Origin of the sequence: Nocardioides coralli (assembly GCF_019880385.1) — a bacterium.
GTDB lineage: Bacteria > Actinomycetota > Actinomycetes > Propionibacteriales > Nocardioidaceae > Nocardioides > Nocardioides coralli.
In genome coordinates this window covers 1,325,510-1,344,266 of sequence record NZ_CP082273.1, presented here as the reverse complement: position 1 = coordinate 1,344,266, position 18,757 = coordinate 1,325,510, and the positions used below count along the sequence as shown (strand labels likewise).

General features: G+C 67.7%; 12 protein-coding genes and 3 rRNA genes. 6 read left to right on the top strand and 9 right to left on the bottom strand.

What is annotated here, in order from left to right; translation table 11 throughout:
* Window positions 1–25: 25 nt before the first annotated feature.
* On the top strand, window positions 26–454 hold the full coding sequence (locus K6T13_RS06570) for a hypothetical protein (RefSeq protein ID WP_222897703.1): 429 nt from the start codon (window positions 26–28) through the stop codon (window positions 452–454).
* A gap of 6 nt (window positions 455–460) precedes the next feature.
* Here the strand turns inward: K6T13_RS06570 and K6T13_RS06565 are convergent, their stop codons facing one another.
* From K6T13_RS06565 to tyrS, 6 genes are all read right to left on the bottom strand, one after another.
* Window positions 461–988 (bottom strand): DUF3145 domain-containing protein, encoded by a 528-nt coding sequence (locus K6T13_RS06565; protein ID WP_222897702.1) that lies wholly within the window; start codon window positions 986–988, stop codon window positions 461–463.
* 157 nt (window positions 989–1,145) lie between these two features.
* Window positions 1,146–2,057 carry a tetratricopeptide repeat protein gene (locus K6T13_RS06560; protein WP_249423969.1) on the bottom strand — a complete coding sequence of 304 codons (912 nt, stop codon included), beginning with the start codon at window positions 2,055–2,057 and terminating at the stop codon, window positions 1,146–1,148.
* 87 nt (window positions 2,058–2,144) lie between these two features.
* Window positions 2,145–2,261: ribosomal RNA gene (rrf, locus tag K6T13_RS06555) — 5S ribosomal RNA — on the bottom strand.
* Between the two features lie 159 nt (window positions 2,262–2,420).
* Window positions 2,421–5,558, bottom strand: a 23S ribosomal RNA gene (locus K6T13_RS06550).
* A 440-nt stretch (window positions 5,559–5,998) separates the two neighbouring features.
* A 16S ribosomal RNA gene (locus K6T13_RS06545) occupies window positions 5,999–7,521 on the bottom strand.
* The 16S, 23S and 5S rRNA genes sit together here, the layout of an rRNA operon.
* Before the next feature lie 486 nt (window positions 7,522–8,007).
* On the bottom strand, window positions 8,008–9,279 hold the full coding sequence (gene tyrS / locus K6T13_RS06540; RefSeq protein WP_222897701.1) for a tyrosine--tRNA ligase: 1,272 nt from the start codon (window positions 9,277–9,279) through the stop codon (window positions 8,008–8,010).
* A 112-nt stretch (window positions 9,280–9,391) separates the two neighbouring features.
* Between tyrS and K6T13_RS06535 the strand changes: the two genes are divergently transcribed.
* Both K6T13_RS06535 and K6T13_RS06530 read left to right on the top strand, forming a co-directional pair.
* A complete protein-coding gene (locus K6T13_RS06535; RefSeq protein ID WP_222897700.1) occupies window positions 9,392–10,825 on the top strand; it encodes a serine/threonine-protein kinase in 1,434 nt (477 codons plus the stop codon).
* 15 nt (window positions 10,826–10,840) lie between these two features.
* Window positions 10,841–11,998: a WD40 repeat domain-containing protein gene (locus K6T13_RS06530; RefSeq protein WP_222897699.1), complete on the top strand. Its 1,158-nt coding sequence runs from the start codon at window positions 10,841–10,843 to the stop codon at window positions 11,996–11,998.
* A gap of 1 nt (window position 11,999) precedes the next feature.
* Here K6T13_RS06530 and K6T13_RS06525 read toward each other — a convergent pair whose 3' ends face one another.
* On the bottom strand, window positions 12,000–12,707 hold the full coding sequence (locus K6T13_RS06525; RefSeq protein WP_249423968.1) for a flavodoxin family protein: 708 nt from the start codon (window positions 12,705–12,707) through the stop codon (window positions 12,000–12,002).
* A gap of 379 nt (window positions 12,708–13,086) precedes the next feature.
* Here K6T13_RS06525 and K6T13_RS06520 point away from each other — a divergent pair, with 379 nt between their 5' ends.
* Together K6T13_RS06520 and K6T13_RS06515 are read left to right on the top strand one after the other, a co-directional pair.
* Window positions 13,087–15,345, top strand: coding sequence for an HNH endonuclease family protein (locus tag K6T13_RS06520; protein WP_222897698.1), 2,259 nt, complete (start codon window positions 13,087–13,089; stop codon window positions 15,343–15,345).
* 32 nt (window positions 15,346–15,377) lie between these two features.
* Entirely contained in the window at window positions 15,378–16,283 is a 906-nt protein-coding gene (locus K6T13_RS06515; RefSeq protein ID WP_222897697.1) for a phosphatase PAP2 family protein, read from the top strand.
* 19 nt (window positions 16,284–16,302) lie between these two features.
* On the opposite strand, the gene K6T13_RS06510 is transcribed toward K6T13_RS06515, so the two are convergent.
* The gene (locus K6T13_RS06510) at window positions 16,303–17,583 is read right to left on the bottom strand and encodes a glycosyltransferase (RefSeq protein WP_222897696.1); all 1,281 of its coding nucleotides are present in this window, start codon (window positions 17,581–17,583) and stop codon (window positions 16,303–16,305) included.
* Between the two features lie 31 nt (window positions 17,584–17,614).
* Window positions 17,615–18,199, bottom strand: coding sequence for a TetR/AcrR family transcriptional regulator (locus K6T13_RS06505; protein ID WP_222897695.1), 585 nt, complete (start codon window positions 18,197–18,199; stop codon window positions 17,615–17,617).
* 141 nt (window positions 18,200–18,340) lie between these two features.
* Here K6T13_RS06505 and K6T13_RS06500 point away from each other — a divergent pair, with 141 nt between their 5' ends.
* The gene (locus tag K6T13_RS06500) at window positions 18,341–18,745 is read left to right on the top strand and encodes a YybH family protein (protein ID WP_222897694.1); all 405 of its coding nucleotides are present in this window, start codon (window positions 18,341–18,343) and stop codon (window positions 18,743–18,745) included.
* Window positions 18,746–18,757: the final 12 nt, after the last annotated feature.

The following is an 18,757-nucleotide window of genomic DNA, read 5'->3' as shown; positions in this document are numbered from 1 at the left end:
CCCGTTGTGCAGGGTGGAGGTCTGCATGCTTCTCGTACGCATCCTGGTCACCCTCGTCCTCGGGAGTGGCCTGCTCGTCGCCGCTCCTGCCGCCGCTTGGGACGCCGACTACGGCCGCGTGTGGCGCGGCGACGGTGTCCTCGAGCCCGGCTGTCACCTCTACCGCTTCCGGTACCGGGTCCGTCCGGGCAACGACGACTGGGTCGCGGAGTTCTTCCTGCGCGGCCCGGGCGGCGAGGGCCTCGGGACGGTCGCGAAGGACTCCGACATCCACCGCAAGCGCGGCAAGGGCAAGTACGAGGTGTGCCACCAGTCGACGCGCCCGGGCCGTTTCACCATCCGCGGCAAGCTGTCGATCCACGGCCCCGACGACCACAACCCCCTCACCCCGCCGCAGGGGCCGACCGTCAAGTGGGTCAAGCCCGCGAAGTTCCGGCTCAGCGCTCCGCGCTGACCTCCCTCACACCACCTGGTGGAGCCAGCGGACCGGCGCCCCGTCGCCGGCGTGGCGGAACGTCTCGAGCTCGTCGTCCCAGGGCTTGCCGAGCAGCTTGTCGATCTCGAGCACGAGCGTGGTGTCGCCGAGCGCGGCCTTGACCACGGCTGCCTTGATCCGGTCCTCGGGGATCATGATGTCGCCGTGCAGCCCGGTGACCGCGTGGAAGACACCGAGGTCGGGGGTGAAGGAGTAGCGGGAACCCTCGGTGTGCGCGGTGGGCTCCTCGGTGACCTCGAACCGGAGGTGGTTCCACCCACGCAGCGCCGAGGCGATGGCGGCCGCGGAGCCCGTCGAACCGCTCCACGACAGCTCGGCCCGGTAGGTACCGGGCTGGGCGGGCTGCGGGGTCCAGTCGATGTTCACGGCAACGCCGAGGACGCCGCCCACCGCCCACTCGATGTGCGGGCACAGTGCAGACGGCGCGGAGTGGACGTACAGGACGCCCCGCGTGGCAGTGGTGGTGCGTGCGTTCACCGTGTCCTCCTTCATCTCCGGCGCGAGATGCGCCTTCCCCAGCGGTCTCGGACGGAGTGAGGGAACCTCACGGTGAGTCACACCTGTGTAGTTGTCGCGCCCATTGTGACGCATGAGGCGGGTGTTTTCCAGCGAATCCGCAGGTGAGGCGGCTGCCAGGCAGGCGGGCTGCTCAGGCCGGCGACTCGGGCCGCTCGGGGGACTCGAGGGACGCCGCGCGCTGCTCCGCGTCGGTGATCTCGTCACTGTCGATGGCGTGGGTGCGGTGGAACCACTCGAGCGCCTCGGTCGTCCGGCCGGCCTCCTCCAGCGTGTCGGCGTAGGCGTAGCGCAGGCGCACCACCCACGGCGCACGGTTCTTGGAGTTCAGGGGCGCCTGCTCGAGGGTGCGCAGCGCCGCGTCGAGCTGCCCGAGATCACGGCGGGCGCCGGCCTCGACGATCGTCATCTCGGCCTTCGCCTCGGGCGGGAAGTTGGCCACGCTGGGCGTCCGTGCGAGCTTCAACGCCTGGTCGGGCTTGCCCAGTGCCCGATGGCAATCCGCCATCATCGGCAGGTACGCCGTCGCACCGTTCATCCGCTTCGCCGCCCGGAGCTCGCTGAGCGCCTCCGCGTAGTGCCCGGCCGCGTAGGCCGCCTCCCCCGTCGCCTCACGCACGACGGCCAGGCGCGCCGCGCGGGCCCGCGCCGCCAACGTGTGCTGGTAGGCGGTCTCGGGGTCGCTGTCGATGAGCAGCCCCGCCGCGGCGAGGTGACGGGCCACGCGGGCGGCGAGCTTCTCGGGGAGTCCCTTCAGCTGCGCCGACACCGACCGGTCGAGCTCCCCGCCGGTGATCTCCTCCGGGATGGGGGGGCCGTCGTAGCGTGCCTGCTGCTCGGTGCGCGGCGTCTGCTTGTCGGCCGGTCGCTTCCAGTCGCCGGACCGCGGCGGTCGGCCGCCGCCGCCCCGCTTGTCGCCCCGCCTGTCCCCCCGCGGAGCCTGTCGGTCGCGGTCCCCCCGCGAGCCCTGGCCGTCGCGGTTTCCTCGTTGCTGGCGGTCACGGTCGCCCCGCTGCGGCCGACGACCTCCTGACTGCTCTGCCACGTCGCGCTCTCCTCATCCTGGCCGGTGGTGACGGCCGCGAAATGCCGTGGAGGCCATCCGCGAACGGATGGCCTCCACCAAGGGTATGTCCGGCGGCGTCCTACTCTCCCACAGCCTCTCGGGTGCAGTACCATCGGCGCTGAACGGCTTAACTTCCGGGTTCGGGATGGGTCCGGGTGTTTCCCGTTCGCTATGGCCGCCGTAACTCTATTTCCAACTGTTCCCTGCCACACACTCGTGTGTGGTGGGTGTGTTGGTTGGGATCTGGTTAGTGGACGCGGAGCAGTGCTCTTTGTGTGTCTGTGGGTGTCGTGCACACCGTGACCGTGTTCCCCGGGTGGTGGGGGTGTGGTCGTGTGGGTGTGGGACAAGCCCTCGGCCTATTAGTACCGGTCGGCTGGGCATTGCTGCTGTACACCTCCGGCCTATCGACCCACTGTTCTGGTGGGGGCCTTAACCCCTCGTGGGGGTGGGAAACCTCATCTTGAAACGTGCTTCCCGCTTAGATGCATTCAGCGGTTATCACTTCCGAACGTAGCTAACCAGCCGTGCCCCTGGCGGGACAACTGGCACACCAGAGGTTCGTCCATCCCGGTCCTCTCGTACTAGGGACAGCCTTTCTCAAGTTTCCTACGCGCGCGGCGGATAGGGACCGAACTGTCTCACGACGTTCTAAACCCAGCTCGCGTGCCGCTTTAATGGGCGAACAGCCCAACCCTTGGGACCTACTCCAGCCCCAGGATGCGACGAGCCGACATCGAGGTGCCAAACCATCCCGTCGATATGGACTCTTGGGGAAGATCAGCCTGTTATCCCCGGGGTACCTTTTATCCGTTGAGCGACCACGCTTCCACATGCCGTGGCCGGATCACTAGTTCCGACTTTCGTCCCTGCTCGACATGTCTGTCTCACAGTCAAGCTCCCTTGTGCACTTACACTCGCCACCTGATTGCCAACCAGGCTGAGGGAACCTTTGAGCGCCTCCGTTACTCTTTGGGAGGCAACCGCCCCAGTTAAACTACCCATCAGGCACTGTCCCTGAACCAGATCATGGTCCCAGGTTAGACATCTAGTACGACCAGAGTGGTATTTCAACGTTGACTCCACCTCCACTGGCGTGAAGGTTTCACAGTCTCCCACCTATCCTACACAAGCCGAACCAAACACCAATACCAAACTATAGTAAAGGTCCCGGGGTCTTTCCGTCCTGCCGCGCGTAACGAGCATCTTTACTCGTAGTGCAATTTCGCCGAGTCCATGGTTGAGACAGCGCCCAAGTCGTTACTCCATTCGTGCAGGTCGGAACTTACCCGACAAGGAATTTCGCTACCTTAGGATGGTTATAGTTACCACCGCCGTTTACTGGGGCTTAAATTCTGAGCTTCACCACCGAAGTGGTTGACTCGTCCTCTTAACCTTCCAGCACCGGGCAGGAGTCAGTCCGTATACATCGTCTTACAACTTCGCACGGACCTGTGTTTTTAGTAAACAGTCGCTTGGGCCTGGTCTCTGCGACCCTCCCCGCTTCCCCCAGCTAGTGGGTTGACGGTTCGGGTCCCCCTTCTCCCGAAGTTACGGGGGCATTTTGCCGAGTTCCTTAACCATGGTTCTCTCGATCGCCTTGGTATTCTCTACCTGATCACCTGAGTCGGTTTGGGGTACGGGCGGCGCATAGCTCGCTAGAGGTTTTTCTCGACAGCATAGGATCACCCACTTCACCAGAAGTGGCTCCCCATCACATCTCAGACTCCACATCAAAGTGAGAGACCCGGATTTGCCTAGGTCTCGTCCTACATGCTTGGCCACGGACAACCATCGCCGTGGTTGGGCTACCTTCCTGCGTCACCCCATCGCTTGACTACTACCGGATCGGGTCCCACGCTCCACCACCGGGCCACCGGCCCGAAGGCCGACATACCCGGGGTTTCGGGTGGTTAGCATCACCGGCCTCGTCAGGGTCGCTACGTTGCCGGTACGGGAATATCAACCCGTTGTCCATCGACTACGCCTGTCGGCCTCGCCTTAGGTCCCGACTTACCCAGGGCAGATTAGCTTGACCCTGGAACCCTTGATCATTCGGCGCACGGGTTTCTCACCCGTGATTCGCTACTCATGCCTGCATTCTCACTCGTGCCGCATCCACCCCTGGATCACTCCGGGACTTCCCACGCGACACGACGCTCCCCTACCCATCCACACACCTGAACCAACCCCACGAAAGGGCGGCTTGGCTTACGCGTGAATGCCATAGCTTCGGCGGATGACTTGAGCCCCGCTACATTGTCGGCGCGGAATCACTTGACCAGTGAGCTATTACGCACTCTTTCAAGGGTGGCTGCTTCCAAGCCAACCTCCTGGTTGTCACTGCGACTCCACATCCTTTTCCACTTAGTCACCGCTTAGGGGCCTTAGCTGATGGTCTGGGCTGTTTCCCTCTCGACGACGAAGCTTATCCCCCGCCGTCTCACTGCTGCGCTCTCACTTACCGGCATTCGGAGTTTGGCTAACGTCAGTAACCTGGTCGGGCCCATCGGCTATCCAGTGCTCTACCTCCGGCAAGAAACACACAACGCTGCACCTAAATGCATTTCGGGGAGAACCAGCTATCACGGAGTTTGATTGGCCTTTCACCCCTATCCACAGGTCATCCCCTCAGTTTTCAACCTAAGTGGGTTCGGTCCTCCACGTCGTCTTACCGACGCTTCAACCTGCCCATGGATAGATCACTCCGCTTCGGGTCTTGAGCGCGCTACTGAAACGCCCTGTTCGGACTCGCTTTCGCTACGGCTACCCCACACGGGTTAACCTCGCAACACACCGCAAACTCGCAGGCTCATTCTTCAAAAGGCACGCCATCACCCCACCCGAAGGCAAGGCTCTGACGGATTGTAGGCACATGGTTTCAGGTACTATTTCACTCCCCGCCAGGGGTACTTTTCACCTTTCCCTCACGGTACTGGTCCGCTATCGGTCATCGAGGAGTATTTAGGCTTAACGGGTGGTCCCGCCAGATTCACACGGAATTTCAGGAGTTCCGTGTTACTTGGGAAAACGCTCCACAGACGCACGCTTACGGTTACGGGGCTCTCACCCTCTCCGGCGCCCCCTTCCAAGGGACCTCACCTTCACGACGCGTTTTATCACTGCCCGAGGGGCCGGCAGACCCCTCACGAACGCTCCCACGACCCCCCACACACAACCCCTGCCGGGTATCACATGCATGAGGTTTAGCCTCATCCGATTTCGCTCGCCACTACTCTCGGAATCACAATTGTTTTCTCTTCCTACCGGTACTGAGATGTTTCACTTCCCGGCGTTCCCTCCACACGCCCTATGCATTCAGGCGCGGGTAACACGACATGACTCGTGCTGGGTTTCCCCATTCGGACACCCCCGGATCACAGCTCGGTTGCCAACTCCCCAGGGCTTATCGCAGGCTCCAACGTCCTTCATCGGCTCTCGATGCCAAGGCATCCACCATGTGCCCTTCACAGCTTGTCTCCACACACACACCACCACACCCCAGAAAACACCAGGGCACGGCGGCCACGCATGCACAGAAGACACAGACTACAAAGATGCTCGCGTCCACTATCCAGATCTCAAACAACAACCCCACACCGCCCCGACGACTCCCCCTCACGAGGAGCCCAGGCACGGCCAGGACCAAGACAACCAACCCCCCCCCCCACACCCCGATCCCCCACCACCACACCATCAGCGCAGCAGCAGGGGACAACCAGGGAAACCAGCAGGGGCCGGCCCGATGCCTCAGAACCCCAACAGTGTGCCCCCACCCCGACCACCAGCCACCAGCACCGGACACAACCGGCACCAGCACCCAGCAACCACACGGGCAGGGAATGTCGACAGATTCCACTAGTGAACACCCCACACAACCCACCAGACACTCGCCGGTGAGCACAGGGCGTGCTCCTTAGAAAGGAGGTGATCCAGCCGCACCTTCCGGTACGGCTACCTTGTTACGACTTCGTCCCAATCGCCAGCCCCACCTTCGACCACTCCCTCCGCAAGCGGTTGGGCCATGGGCTTCGGGTGTTGCCGACTTTCGTGACGTGACGGGCGGTGTGTACAAGGCCCGGGAACGTATTCACCGCAGCGTTGCTGATCTGCGATTACTAGCGACTCCGACTTCATGGGGTCGAGTTGCAGACCCCAATCCGAACTGAGACCGGCTTTTTCCGATTCGCTCCCCCTCACGGGATCGCAGCGGTCTGTACCGGCCATTGTAGCATGCGTGAAGCCCTGGACATAAGGGGCATGATGACTTGACGTCATCCCCACCTTCCTCCGAGTTGACCCCGGCAGTCTCCCATGAGTCCCCAGCACCCCAAAGGGCCTGCTGGCAACATGGAACGAGGGTTGCGCTCGTTGCGGGACTTAACCCAACATCTCACGACACGAGCTGACGACAGCCATGCACCACCTGTACACCCCCAAAAGAAGCCCCATCTCTGGAGCGGCAGGGTGTATGTCAAACCCAGGTAAGGTTCTTCGCGTTGCATCGAATTAATCCGCATGCTCCGCCGCTTGTGCGGGCCCCCGTCAATTCCTTTGAGTTTTAGCCTTGCGGCCGTACTCCCCAGGCGGGGCGCTTAATGCGTTAGCTGCGGCACGGAACCCGTGGAATGGATCCCACACCTAGCGCCCAACGTTTACGGTGTGGACTACCAGGGTATCTAATCCTGTTCGCTCCCCACACTTTCGCTCCTCAGCGTCAGGACATGCCCAGAGAACCGCCTTCGCCACCGGTGTTCCTCCTGATATCTGCGCATTTCACCGCTACACCAGGAATTCCGTTCTCCCCTGCATGCCTCCAGTCTGCCCGTATCGAAAGCAAGCCCAGAGTTAAGCCCTGGGTTTTCACTCCCGACGCGACAGACCGCCTACGAGCCCTTTACGCCCAATAATTCCGGACAACGCTCGGACCCTACGTATTACCGCGGCTGCTGGCACGTAGTTGGCCGGTCCTTCTTCTGCACCTACCGTCACTTGCGCTTCGTCGGTGCTGAAAGAGGTTTACAACCCGAAGGCCGTCATCCCTCACGCGGCGTTGCTGGATCAGGCTTCCGCCCATTGTCCAATATTCCCCACTGCTGCCTCCCGTAGGAGTCTGGGCCGTGTCTCAGTCCCAGTGTGACCGGTCACCCTCTCAGGCCGGCTACCCGTCGAAGCCTTGGTAGGCCATTACCCCACCAACAAGCTGATAGGCCGCGAGCACATCCTCCACCGAAAAACTTTCCACCCCCCCACATGCGTGAAGGAGTCATATCCGGTATTAATCCCGGTTTCCCGGAGCTATCCCGAAGTGGAGGGCAGATTACTCACGTGTTACTCACCCGTTCGCCGCTCGAGTACCCCCGAAGGAGCCTTTCCGCTCGACTTGCATGTGTTAAGCACGCCGCCAGCGTTCGTCCTGAGCCAGGATCAAACTCTCCGTAGAAAACCTACAAAAAACTCAAACCTGACAACAAACCCTGACACAATTGCCAGAATCAATCATCAAACCCAAACAACAACACAACAAACATTGCGCCATTGACAGGGCACACAAACTAATTCTATCGACATAAACACACTGTTGAGTTCTCAAACATCGGGCACTCGACGTGATCGGCTCTCGCTTCTCTGCGTCGGTGTTTCCAACGTTAGCGGGAGGTTTTCGGCTTCCGCAAATCGGGGCCTTTTCCTCCCCACCTCGGCACAGCACTGAACCCTCGGAGTTTCGAGACCGCCTGCTCGGCGCGCACTCAGTCATCCGGTGGATGTGTGTTGGAGGTGGCCACCCGGGGCCGGCCGCCCGATCCTCGCGGATCTTGCGTCCCGCCGCTCCCTGGCGACCCGGAGAACATTAGAGGCTGTCCGGCCCAGGACCAAATCCATCCGCTGTGTCGTGAGCCACAGGCTCCCGGCACCCGCACGGGCAGGTTCAACCGGCGGTGACCCGCACCCCCGCGAAGCTCTTCTTGCCGCGCCGGAGGACCAGCCACTCCCCCGCGATCAGGTCCTCCCTCGAGGGCACCAGGTCGGGGTCCTCGATGCGCACGTTGTTGAGGTAGGCGCCACCCTCGCCGATGGTGCGGCGCGCCTCCCCCTTGCTCCGCGCCAGGCCCGCCTCCACCAGCAGGTCGACGACCCCCGGCAGCTCGCCGGAGACCTCCGTCGCGCCCGCCTCGGTCAGCGCGGCGCCGATGGTCCCGGCACCGAGCTGTGTCAGGTCACCGCTCCCGAACAGCGCAGCGGCGGCCGCCTTGGCCTGCTCCGTCTCGTCCTTGCCGTGGACCAGTGTGGTCACGTGGTCGGCCAGGGCCCGCTGCGCCGCTCGGAGGAACGGCTTCTCACGCGTCTGCTCCTCCAGCTCGAGGATCTCCTCACGGGACAGGAACGTGAAGACCCTCAGCAGCTCACCGACCTTCTCGTCCTCGGCGTTGAGCCAGAACTGGTGGAAGGCGTACGGCGACATGAGCTGGGGGTCGAGCCAGAGGGCGCCGCCCTCGGACTTGCCGTACTTGGTGCCGTCGGCGCGGGTCAGGAGCGGCGTCGCGATCGCGTGCACCCGCGCGCCCTCGGCGCGACGGATGAGCTCCACACCGGCGGTCAGGTTGCCCCACTGGTCCGACCCGCCGAACTGCAGCGTGACGCCGTGGTCGCGGTAGAGGTTCAGGTAGTCCAGGGACTGCAGCAGCACGTAGCTGAACTCGGTGTAGCTGATGCCGGCCTCGAGCCGCGTGCGGACGACGTCGCGGGCCAGCATCCGGTTGACCGGGAAGTGCTTGCCGATGTCGCGCAGGAAGTCGATGGTCGACAGCGATGCCGTCCAGTCGTAGTTGTTGACCATCGTCGCGGCGTTGTCGCCCTCGAAGGAGAGGAACGGCTCGATCTGGCTCCGCACCGTGGCCACCCAGTCACGCACGACGTCCAGCGAGTTCAGCGTTCGCTCGCCGGACTCCTTGGGGTCGCCGATCATGCCGGTCGCTCCGCCGACGAGGGCGTAGGGCGTGTGGCCGGCGAGCTGGAGACGCCGCGCGGTGAGGATCTGGACCAGGTGGCCCATGTGGAGACTGGCCGCCGTGGGGTCGAAGCCGACGTAGAACTTCACGCTCCTGGAGCCGAGCTCGTCGCGCAGGGCGTCGAGGTCCGTCGAGTGCGCGATGAGGCCGCGCCACGCGAGGTCGTCGAGGAGGGTGGGATCGATGGACACGTGCTGCCTTTCCGCCTTGGTGGTTCGGAGCAAGCCTGCCCCATGGCGCGACCCGGCGTACAACCCCGGCTTCACCCGTGGGGGTGGGGGGCGCGGTGGATAGCATGCGCGGGTGATCGCAGACCGCTACGAGCTCGAGCGTGAGGTCGGCCGCGGCGGCATGGGTGCCGTCTGGCTGGCTCGCGACGAGGTGCTCGGTCGGCAGGTGGCGGTCAAGCGGACCGGCCTCGTTCCCGGGGGCGGCACGCCCGACGCCCAGCGGGCGGAGCGCGAGGCGCGGTTGGCGGCCCGGCTCAGCCACCCCAACGTGGTCGCCGTCTTCGACCTCGTGGCCGACGACGACGGCCAGTGGCTGGTCATGGAGTACGTCGACGGCGTGACCCTGGCGGCGCTCGTCGAGCGGGAGGGTGCGCTCCCCCCGGACCGGGTGGCCGACCTGCTCTCCCAGGCGGCCGCAGCCCTCGCCGCCGCCCACGCGGCGGGGATCACGCACCGCGACGTGAAGCCCTCCAACATCCTCGTGGCCAAGGACGGGCAGGTGAAGCTGTCCGACTTCGGCATCGCCCGCTCCGACGCCGAGAAGACCCTGACGGCCACCGGTCTGGTGACCGGCTCCCCGGCCTACCTCGCACCCGAGGTGGCGTCCGGCCGATCGGCCTCCGCGGCCAGCGACGTGTGGTCGCTCGGTGCGACCACCTTCCACGCCCTGGCGGGCAAGCCGCCCTACGAGGTCGGCGACAACCTGCTCGGCGCGCTCTACCGGATCGTGCACGAGGAGCCGCCGCGGCTGGACGACCCCGGTTGGCTGGCCCCCGTGCTCGAGGCCACCATGACCAAGGAGCCGGACGAGCGGTGGTCCATGGAGCAGGTGCACCGGTTCCTGGTCGGCGGGGAGTCGAAGGCGGGGGTGGTGCCCCCGGCGACCGCCGATCCCCAGGCGACGCAGGTCATGGCGGCCACGCCGCCGCCCCCACCTCGCACTCCCGACCAGCCGTTCGCCGCCGTGCCCCCGGAGCCCGCACCGGTGACGTCGTCGTCGACGACATCGACATCGACGTCGCGGCACGGACGGTCGACGAGTCCGCTCGTCGTGGCGGGGGTCGCCGCCGGGCTGGTGCTGCTGGTCCTCCTCGTCTGGCTGCTGGCGGGCAACGACGACCAGACGCCCGCAGCCGACGACCAGCCCGACGAGCCGGCGTCGTCGCAGACGACCCAGTCGGCGTCGGAGCCCGCGGCCGAGCCCTCCGCCGACGAGATGGAGGCCTTCATGGCCGACTACCTGGCCACCGCGCCCTCCTCCCCCGAGACCACCTTCGAGATGCTCACCCCGCGCTTCCAGCGGGCCAGTGGTGGATTCGACGGGTACTCGGGGTTCTGGGGGACCATCGAGAGCGCCGAGCTCGCGCAGATCACCGCTGACCCCGATGCCCTGACGGTCGCCTACACGGTCAACTACGTCACCGAGGACGGGAGGTCGTCCAGCGACGACGTCGTGCTGCAGCTGGCGTTCCGCGGAGGCGACTACCTGATCGCCTCGGAGAGCTAGCACTCGGGGAGCACCATGCGCTTCGGCATCCAGCGCCGTCGTCTTCTTGCTGCGGTAGTGGTCACCGTCGTCGGGGTCGCGGCGCTCTACACCGCGTCGACGTGGGGGTGGGCGGCGGTCCGCGGTTCCACGACCGGCGCCTCCGGCGGCGTCGGGAGCCTTCCCGACGTGGTCGAGCGACCTCCGGACAGCGTGGCCACCACCGGTGACTACGGTCCGGTCGGCACGGTGTCGATGGTCTTCGCCGGGACCGACGTGCGCGACGGGCTCCTCGGAGACCTCGACCCGGCGTGGCTGACCATCTCCTCCCAAACCGGTGACTACCGGGCCCTCGAGGTCGACGACCTCCCGCAACCTGCCGCCGGGGCGGTCGCGGTCAGTCCCGCCGGTGACCGGTTGGCGTGGGTCGGGGAGGACGGCGTCGTGGTCTACGACCCGGTCACCGACGACGCGGCGGCCCTCGAGGTCCCGGGTGCCACCAGCGTCGGCACCTTCTCCCCGGACGGCGAGCTGCTGCTGGTCCTCGCCGAGGGACTGGTGGTCGTCGACGTCGCGACGGGCAGCGTGGTGGCGGAGGTCCCCGGCGACCGGGACGACCTCCGGCGTACGGCGTGGCGGCCGGACAACAGCGCCGTCGACGTCGTCGTCGGGACCGAGCTCGTCACCGCCTCGGTGCCGGGACCGGAGATCGCACGCCAGCCCACCGACATCCCCGAGGGCTCGCAGCTGGCCTGGTCGGCGACGGGCGAGCGGCTGGTCAGCCTGCAGCCGGCCCGCGGGGCACGCCGGCTCTTCGTGGCCGAGCTGCAGGGTGACCGCGTGTCGGCGTCGCAACGGGTCAGCACGACGGGGATCTCCCTCGAGCGACTCCTGGGGTTCAGCGGCCGCGACAGCGTCACCGTCATCGCCCGGGCACTGGAGAGCGGTGCCGTCCAGCGGGTGCTCGACGTGCCGCTCGTCACCGGCACGATCGAGGACGTGACCACGCTGCCCGACCCGGGCCCGAACTGGGCGGGGACCTCGACGCTCGCGGTCGCCACGGACACCCTGACCTTCGGCAGCACCGACTTCGCCGACCGGGTCTGGCCCTGGAGCTACACCGCCCGCCTGGTGATGTGCGTGCTGGTCGGGGTGTTCTTCCTGGGACTGTTCGTGACGCGTCGGCCGCGATGAGCTAGCGGTACTCGGGATTCTCGAAGTCGAACCGCGCGCCGTCGTCCCAGGCCGTCCGCTGGTTGCCGTGCGCCGGGATCCCGCCGGCGTCGCGCAGCAGGCGGGCCACGTGCAGCAGGTTCCACGTCATGAACGTGGTGTTGCGGTTGGTGAAGTCGTTCTCCGGCCCACCGCTGCCCTCGTCGAGGTAGGAGGGGCCGGGCCCGGCCTCGCCGATCCAGCCGGCGTCCGCCTGCGGCGGGATGGTGTAGCCGATGTGCTGCAAGGAGTAGAGGACGTTCTGCGCGCAGTGCTTGATGCCGTCCTCGTTGCCGGTGATGAGGCAGCCGGCGACGCGCCCGTAGTAGGCGTACTGCCCCTCGTCGTTGAGCGCCCCCGACCCGCCGTAGAGCCGCTCGATCACCTGCTTGGTGACGCTGGAGTTGTCCCCGAGCCAGATCGGTCCGGCGATGACGAGGATGTTGCTGGCCATGACCCGCTCGTGGATCGCCGGCCAGGCGTCGGTCTGCCAGCCGTGCTCGGTCATGTCGGTGTAGACCCCGGTGGCGATGTCGTGGTCGACGGCGCGGAGCACCTCGACCTCCACCCCGTGCTTGCGCATGATCGCTGCGCTCGCCTCGACCAGTCCTTGGGTGTGACTGCGCTCGGGCGACCGCTTCAGCGTGCAGTTGACGAACATGGCGCGGAGTCCGCTGAAGTCGAGGTCCACATCTGACACCCTGCCCCGCCCGGGCCGCTCGTGTCACCACCTGACGCCACACCCACGGGGGTGAACCGGCGCGCGTGCCCCGGTCTGCAAGACTGCCGACGACGGCCACCAGGCCGGGGAAAGGGTGAATCGCATGAACACTCGCACCATGGCAATCGCGGCGCTCGTCATCGCCGTCATCGTCCTGCTCATCCTGGTGCTCTGACAGCAGGCCGCGCCCGGCCCCGGCCGGGCGCGGCCCACACCCATCGCTCCTGCCCGTGACCGTGGTCTAGTCACGGGCAATCCTTTTGTGCCATTCACCGCTCAGCGAATGGCAAAAAGCTCCAGTCTTCTGGTCGGCGCCAGTGTTCTCCCCCCGACCAGTGAGCGACCCCCCATGAAGCATCTGCCTGCCCTTGTGTCCGTCCTGCTCGTCTCCGCGGTGACCCCCCTCGTCACCGCCTCGAGTGCCGAGGCCGGACGGACGGCCGCGCCCCAGGCGCGCAACGACACCATCACGACCACCGTCGGCCGGACCACGAAGATCCGGGTCAAGGCCAACGACACCGCGTTCCGCAAACGCCGGGCTCGCGTGCAGATCCTGCGCGTGGCACCGGCGGCGGCCCGCCCGGTGGCCGCACGCGCCCGGGGCGGCCGGGCGATCCGGTTCTCGGCGCCGGCCGACATGGCCCCCGGCACCGTCTCGATCCGCTACCGCCTCACGGACGTCCGTGGCCGTTCCGACGTCGCCACGGTGCGGATCCGGGTGCGCCCCGCGGCTCCGAAGCTGCTCGCGCTGCTGGACGAGCTGCCCGTCGCCCCGGAGGCGCGGGCCGGCTTCGACCGCGCCCACTTCGAGCACTGGGTCGACGCCGACGGCGACGGGTGCGACACCCGGCGCGAGGTCCTCCTCCAGGAGGCGACTGCCCCCCGGCTGCGCGGTGGCTGCATCTTCCGCAGCGGCAGCTGGCACTCCTGGTACGACCGGGTGTCGACCCGTGACCCCCGGTCGCTGCACATCGACCACATGGTCCCCCTGGGGGAGGCCTGGGCCTCCGGCGCACACAGCTGGACCGCGGCGACCCGCAGCGCCTTCGCCAACGACCTCGCTGACCGCCGCTCGCTGACCGCCGTGACGGCGTCGGCCAACCAGCGCAAGGGGAACCAGGACCCGGCGCGCTGGCTGCCCGCGCACGACCAGTGCCGTTACGTCGAGCACTGGGTGGCCGTGAAGGCACGGTGGTCCCTGAGCGTGGACGCTGATGAGAAGGCGGCCCTGCTGCGAGCGTTCCGCACCCACCGCTGCGGCAACGTCCCCGTGCCCGTGTCCCGAGCGCGAGCTCTGGGGGGCGAGCTCCCCCAGCAGCCCGAGCCCCCGGTGGTGCCCGAGCCGCCCGTGCCGCCGCAGGACCCGGAGACCCCCGAGCCCCCGCCCGGACCGGTGGGCCCACCGATCTCCGACCTGCCGCTGCTGGACGTGGTCGCCGCGCAGGACCTCGCCGACCGCGTCGGCGTGCGCGACTTCCCGCACTACAACCACACGACCTACGGCAAGCGGCCCGCCATCGAGGAGGCGATCGACGACCTCGGGGTGGAGTGGGTGACCCTCAAGTACGTCACCAACAAGGCCGACGTCGCCGACATCGAGCGGCTCCACGCGATGGGTGTCAAGACCATCCTCACCGTCGGCGAGACCAAGGGCGGCTACAAGCCGGAGTCCGCCGCCTTCTGGAACGGCCTGACCGACAAGCTGGTCCAGTGGGGCGACAACGTCCCCATGGTGGTGGGCTGGAACGAGCCCAACCACATCCGTGGCGGCGGCTCCCCCCTGCCCGCGGACTGGCCGCTCCGCACCCTGCGCGACAACATCGTCCCGCTCGCGAAGGCGGTGGCCGCCGCCAACGCGCGGATGCGTCACCAGGTGGACGTCGGGTTGCCGGCGCTGTGGTCCGGCGACACGGCCCAGTTCCGGCGCGACGCCCAGAAGCTGGCGGACGTCCGCTTCACCGACGGCACCGGCCGGGTCTGGTCGGCGCACGACACCATCGACGCGATCACCTACCACCTCTACCCGCGGGGCGGTGACCCGACGTGGGAGCTCGACCAGACGATCGACGCGTTGCGGGACACGTTCCCGAAGGCCGACCCCACGCCGTGGTGCACCGAGGCCGGCTACTTCACCGCCCAGAACTACCGGGGCGGCGCGAGGAACGTCACCGAGGCACAGCAGGCGGCCTACGTCGCCAAGATGGGCCTCGAGTACTTCCTCCGCGGCGGTTACGTGTCCTACTTCGAGGTCAGCGACTCACCCGACCCCAGTGACGCGGACCGGGAGGCGAGCCTGGGCCTCGTGGACACGCCGACCATGGACCCGGCTACCTGGCGGCGCAAGCCGGCCTTCACCGCCCTGTCCACGATCCTCCGGCACAAGGGCGGTACCGCCACCCGGGTGCACGCCGACATCGACGCTCCCGCCGGCGTGCAGCGCCTCGCGACCCGCGACGCCGCGGGAACGGTGCGGCTGTACCTGTGGCGCCGGGTGACCGTCGACGCCGCCGGCAGGGCCGCGCCGGTCTCCGTCCGGGTCACCACGCCCGCGGGCAGCAGGACCGTCCAGGTGGGTGGCGACGTCACGGTCGTGACCCTCGACGGCTGACGGGGTGCCCGGGTAGCGAGCATCATGGAAGGGTGAGGTTCGGACACAGCACGGTCACCCGTCTGACGGTGCTCGCGGCCCTGCTGCTGATCTACGCGGGGGTGTTCGCCGCCCTCTACTGGTTCACCGTCCGCACGCTCACCGGTCGCGTGTTCGGGGACGCGGCGCTCCGCGGCGCGATCCTGACGCAGGACCCGGTGGCCGACAGCGTCGACCTGGTGCTCGACCTCGTGTCCGTGGCGTCGTTGACCGGCGCTCTGGCCATCGTGGCCACCATCGCCCTCGTGCGCCTCGCCCGGATCACGGGCCTGGTGGCCCTCGCCACGATGTTCGCGGCCAACGGCACCAGCTGGCTGCTCAAGGAGGCCCTGCTCACCCGGCCCGACCTCGGGCTGGACGAGTACGCACCCGCGACCCTCAACAGCATGCCCAGCGGCCACAGCACGGCCGTCTTCTCCGCCGTCGCCGCCGTGCTGATCGTGCTCCCTCACCGAGTGCGTCTGGCCGTCGGCACGGCGGGCGGGGTGTTCGCCGTGCTCACCGCCCTGGCCACCATGTCGGCCGGGTGGCACCGCCCGGCGGACTCGGTGGCGTCGTTCCTGGTCGTGGGGGGCTGGGTGGTGGTGGCCGCCGCAGCCCTGATGTTGCTGCGTGGTCCGACCGAGGCGGCCTCCGAGGCACCCGCGCAAGGCGCCCGCTGGTTCGGCGCGTTCGCCTGGGGTGCCGTGGCACTGGGAGCCGCGCTGGTGCTCGCCCTCGACGCAGCGGCGGGTTTCCGCGACAGCGCGGTCGGTCAGACCTTCTCGCTGCTCACCGGCGCGCTCGTCGTGGCCGGCGCCGCGACCGGTGTCCTCCTGGTCACCCTGCGGGTGCTGGAGCTCACCGACGCGGCGCCGATGCCGCACCGCCTCGACCACCACACCGGCGGCGCTGCCTGAGGGCCGGACCGACCCGACGTCAGCGCACCAGCGGCTGGAGGGTCGAGGTGTCGCCCGCCAGCAGCCCCTCGATCTCCTCGACCGCGAGGTCCTGCGCTGTCTCGACGGCGATCGCCGCGGCAAGCTGCTGTGCGCGATCCCGGTAGGCAGGCACGCGCAGCACCTCGTCGATCGCCTGGCGGATGTCGTTCGCCCCGGCCGAGGGGTCCACGCGGAGGCCGACACCCCGGTGCACCACGCGGGCGGCCACGTCAGGCTGGTCACGCCCCATGGGGATGCACACCAGGGGCACGCCGGACGCAAGCGCCTTGATGGTGGTCCCGTGACCTGCGTGGGTGACGACCGCCGCGGCGTGCGCCAGCACCTGACGGTGCGGGGCGAGGCGGACGACCTGGACGTTGGGCGGAGCCGGGACGTCGGCGGGGTCGACGGCCCGGCCGGTGGTCACGACGCCGCGGACCGGCACGCCGCCGAGGGCCTCCACGATCCGGTTCAGCACCGCGGTCTGGTCCTGGAACTCGGTGCTGAGCGAGACGAGCACCAGCGGGTCGTCGCCGGGAGGCGGCTCCCACGCTGTGAGGCCACCGCCCTCGAGGTCGTCGAGTCGTGGTCCGACGTAGCGGATCGGCGGTGGCAGTGGACCGGTGAAGTCGAAGGCGGCGCTGGACAGCACGAGCAGCCTCGCCGGCGACATGAGCTGGTGCAGCACGTGCTCGAGCGGCTCGAGCCCCTCCTGCTGCCGGGCCCGGTTGAGTGCAGGGAGGGCGACGTCCCAGGCTGCTGCGCCGGCCGCCGCCACCTGCTCGTGGAGCAGCCGGTCGGCATCGTCCCGGGCCGGCAGCAGTCCGGCGCCGAAGGGAGGGACGCCCTCGACAGGGGCCATGTTGACGGTGGTGTTGAGCAGCACGCTCGGGACACCGGCCGCCTCGGCGGCCACGAGCGCGCCGAGGAGGAGGGTCTCCGCCAGGACCACGTCCGGACGCTCCCGGTCGATCTCGGCGCGTACGTCGGCGGCGAACTCGGCCGCCGGGCCGACCGCGAGGTTGTCGCGCATGCCGGCGAAGCCCTCGGGACCCAGGTCGTCGATGAACCAGGACTCGCGTGACCTCACCGTGCGGTGCGGGGCCCGCGTCCAGGACACGTGGCGCGCCCCCACGGCCCTCGCGGCGTCGGCGATGACAGGGTCGGCGATGACCCGGACGTCGTGTCCCCGCTCGACGAGGGCACGGGCGACGCTCAGCAGCGGTGGCACGCAACCAGCGCCGTCCCAGGCGGCGAGGAGGATCTTGTGGTGCGTCATGGGTGGTTCCTTTCGTGGCGGTGGAGGCGGGTCAGCGGTGCAGCCCGCGGACGAGGTCGGTGATGATCGCGGCCACCTCGTCGGGTTCGAGGCCGCGGTCGCGTCGGAGCAGCTTCCAGGCGTAGACGTCGGTGACGACGACGAGCTGCGCGAGGCGACGGGCGCGCTCGTCCGAGGACAACCCCTCGAGGGCGCCGGCGAAGGCGCTGGCCACCCAGCGCTCGTGCTCGCGCCGCCCCTGGGCCAGCCACGGCCGGATGCTGTCCACGCGGTGCTCGACGGCGAGCATCCGCAGCGTGGTGTCGCCGGTGAGCTCGTAGTCCTCGACGAGCAGGGACACCGCCGGGCCCACTCCCGCGGACCGGGCTTCGGCCCGACGCGAGTCGATGGCGCCGGTCCAGCGCTCGAAGGCCACGGCACAGAGCTCGTCCTTCGAGGAGAAGTGGTTGAGCACCGTCTGCTCCGACACCTCCGCGACGTGGGCGATCCCCCGGATCGTCACGTCGTCGTACCACTCGGTGCTGAAGGCGTGCTCGGCTGCGGCAGCGATCCGCTCACGGGTCACCGCCGCGGCGGCCGCTCGCGCGGACATTCGGTAGGGTCGCGTTGAAGTCATTAGGGTGAGACTAAAACGAAAGCAGGTGCGCGGCAACCCCCTGCATCGCGCGGTCTGGACCTGTCGTCCGGGCCTGTTCCGATCGGCCCGGCCTCTGCGAAACTGCCGGCACACCTGATGACCACAACGACGGGGGTTCTCGTGGACGACGACCAGGAACGGCAGCAGCTGATCGAACGCGACCGGGCATGGGCGAAGCTGGCTGAGAGCGAGGGGGACGTCGAGGAGATCCTCGAGTTCTGGACCGACGACGCCGTGGTGATCCCGCCCGGGATGCCGCCCGTGGTCGGCAAGGAGGCTCTTCGCGCTTACGTCGAAGGCACGCGCACGATTCCCGGCTTCTCCATCAGCTGGACCACCGACAGCGTCGAGGTGTCAGCCGACGGGTCGATGGCGTGGATCCTCGGCACCAACCTGGTCGAGATGGACACCGAGGCCGGGCACGTGCGTGCCGAGGGCCGGGTCGCCACGGTGTGGCGCAAGGAGCACGACGGGACGTGGCGGTGCTGCCTCGACATGTGGAACGACGCTCCCGCCGACGGCTAGCAACGCCGGCAC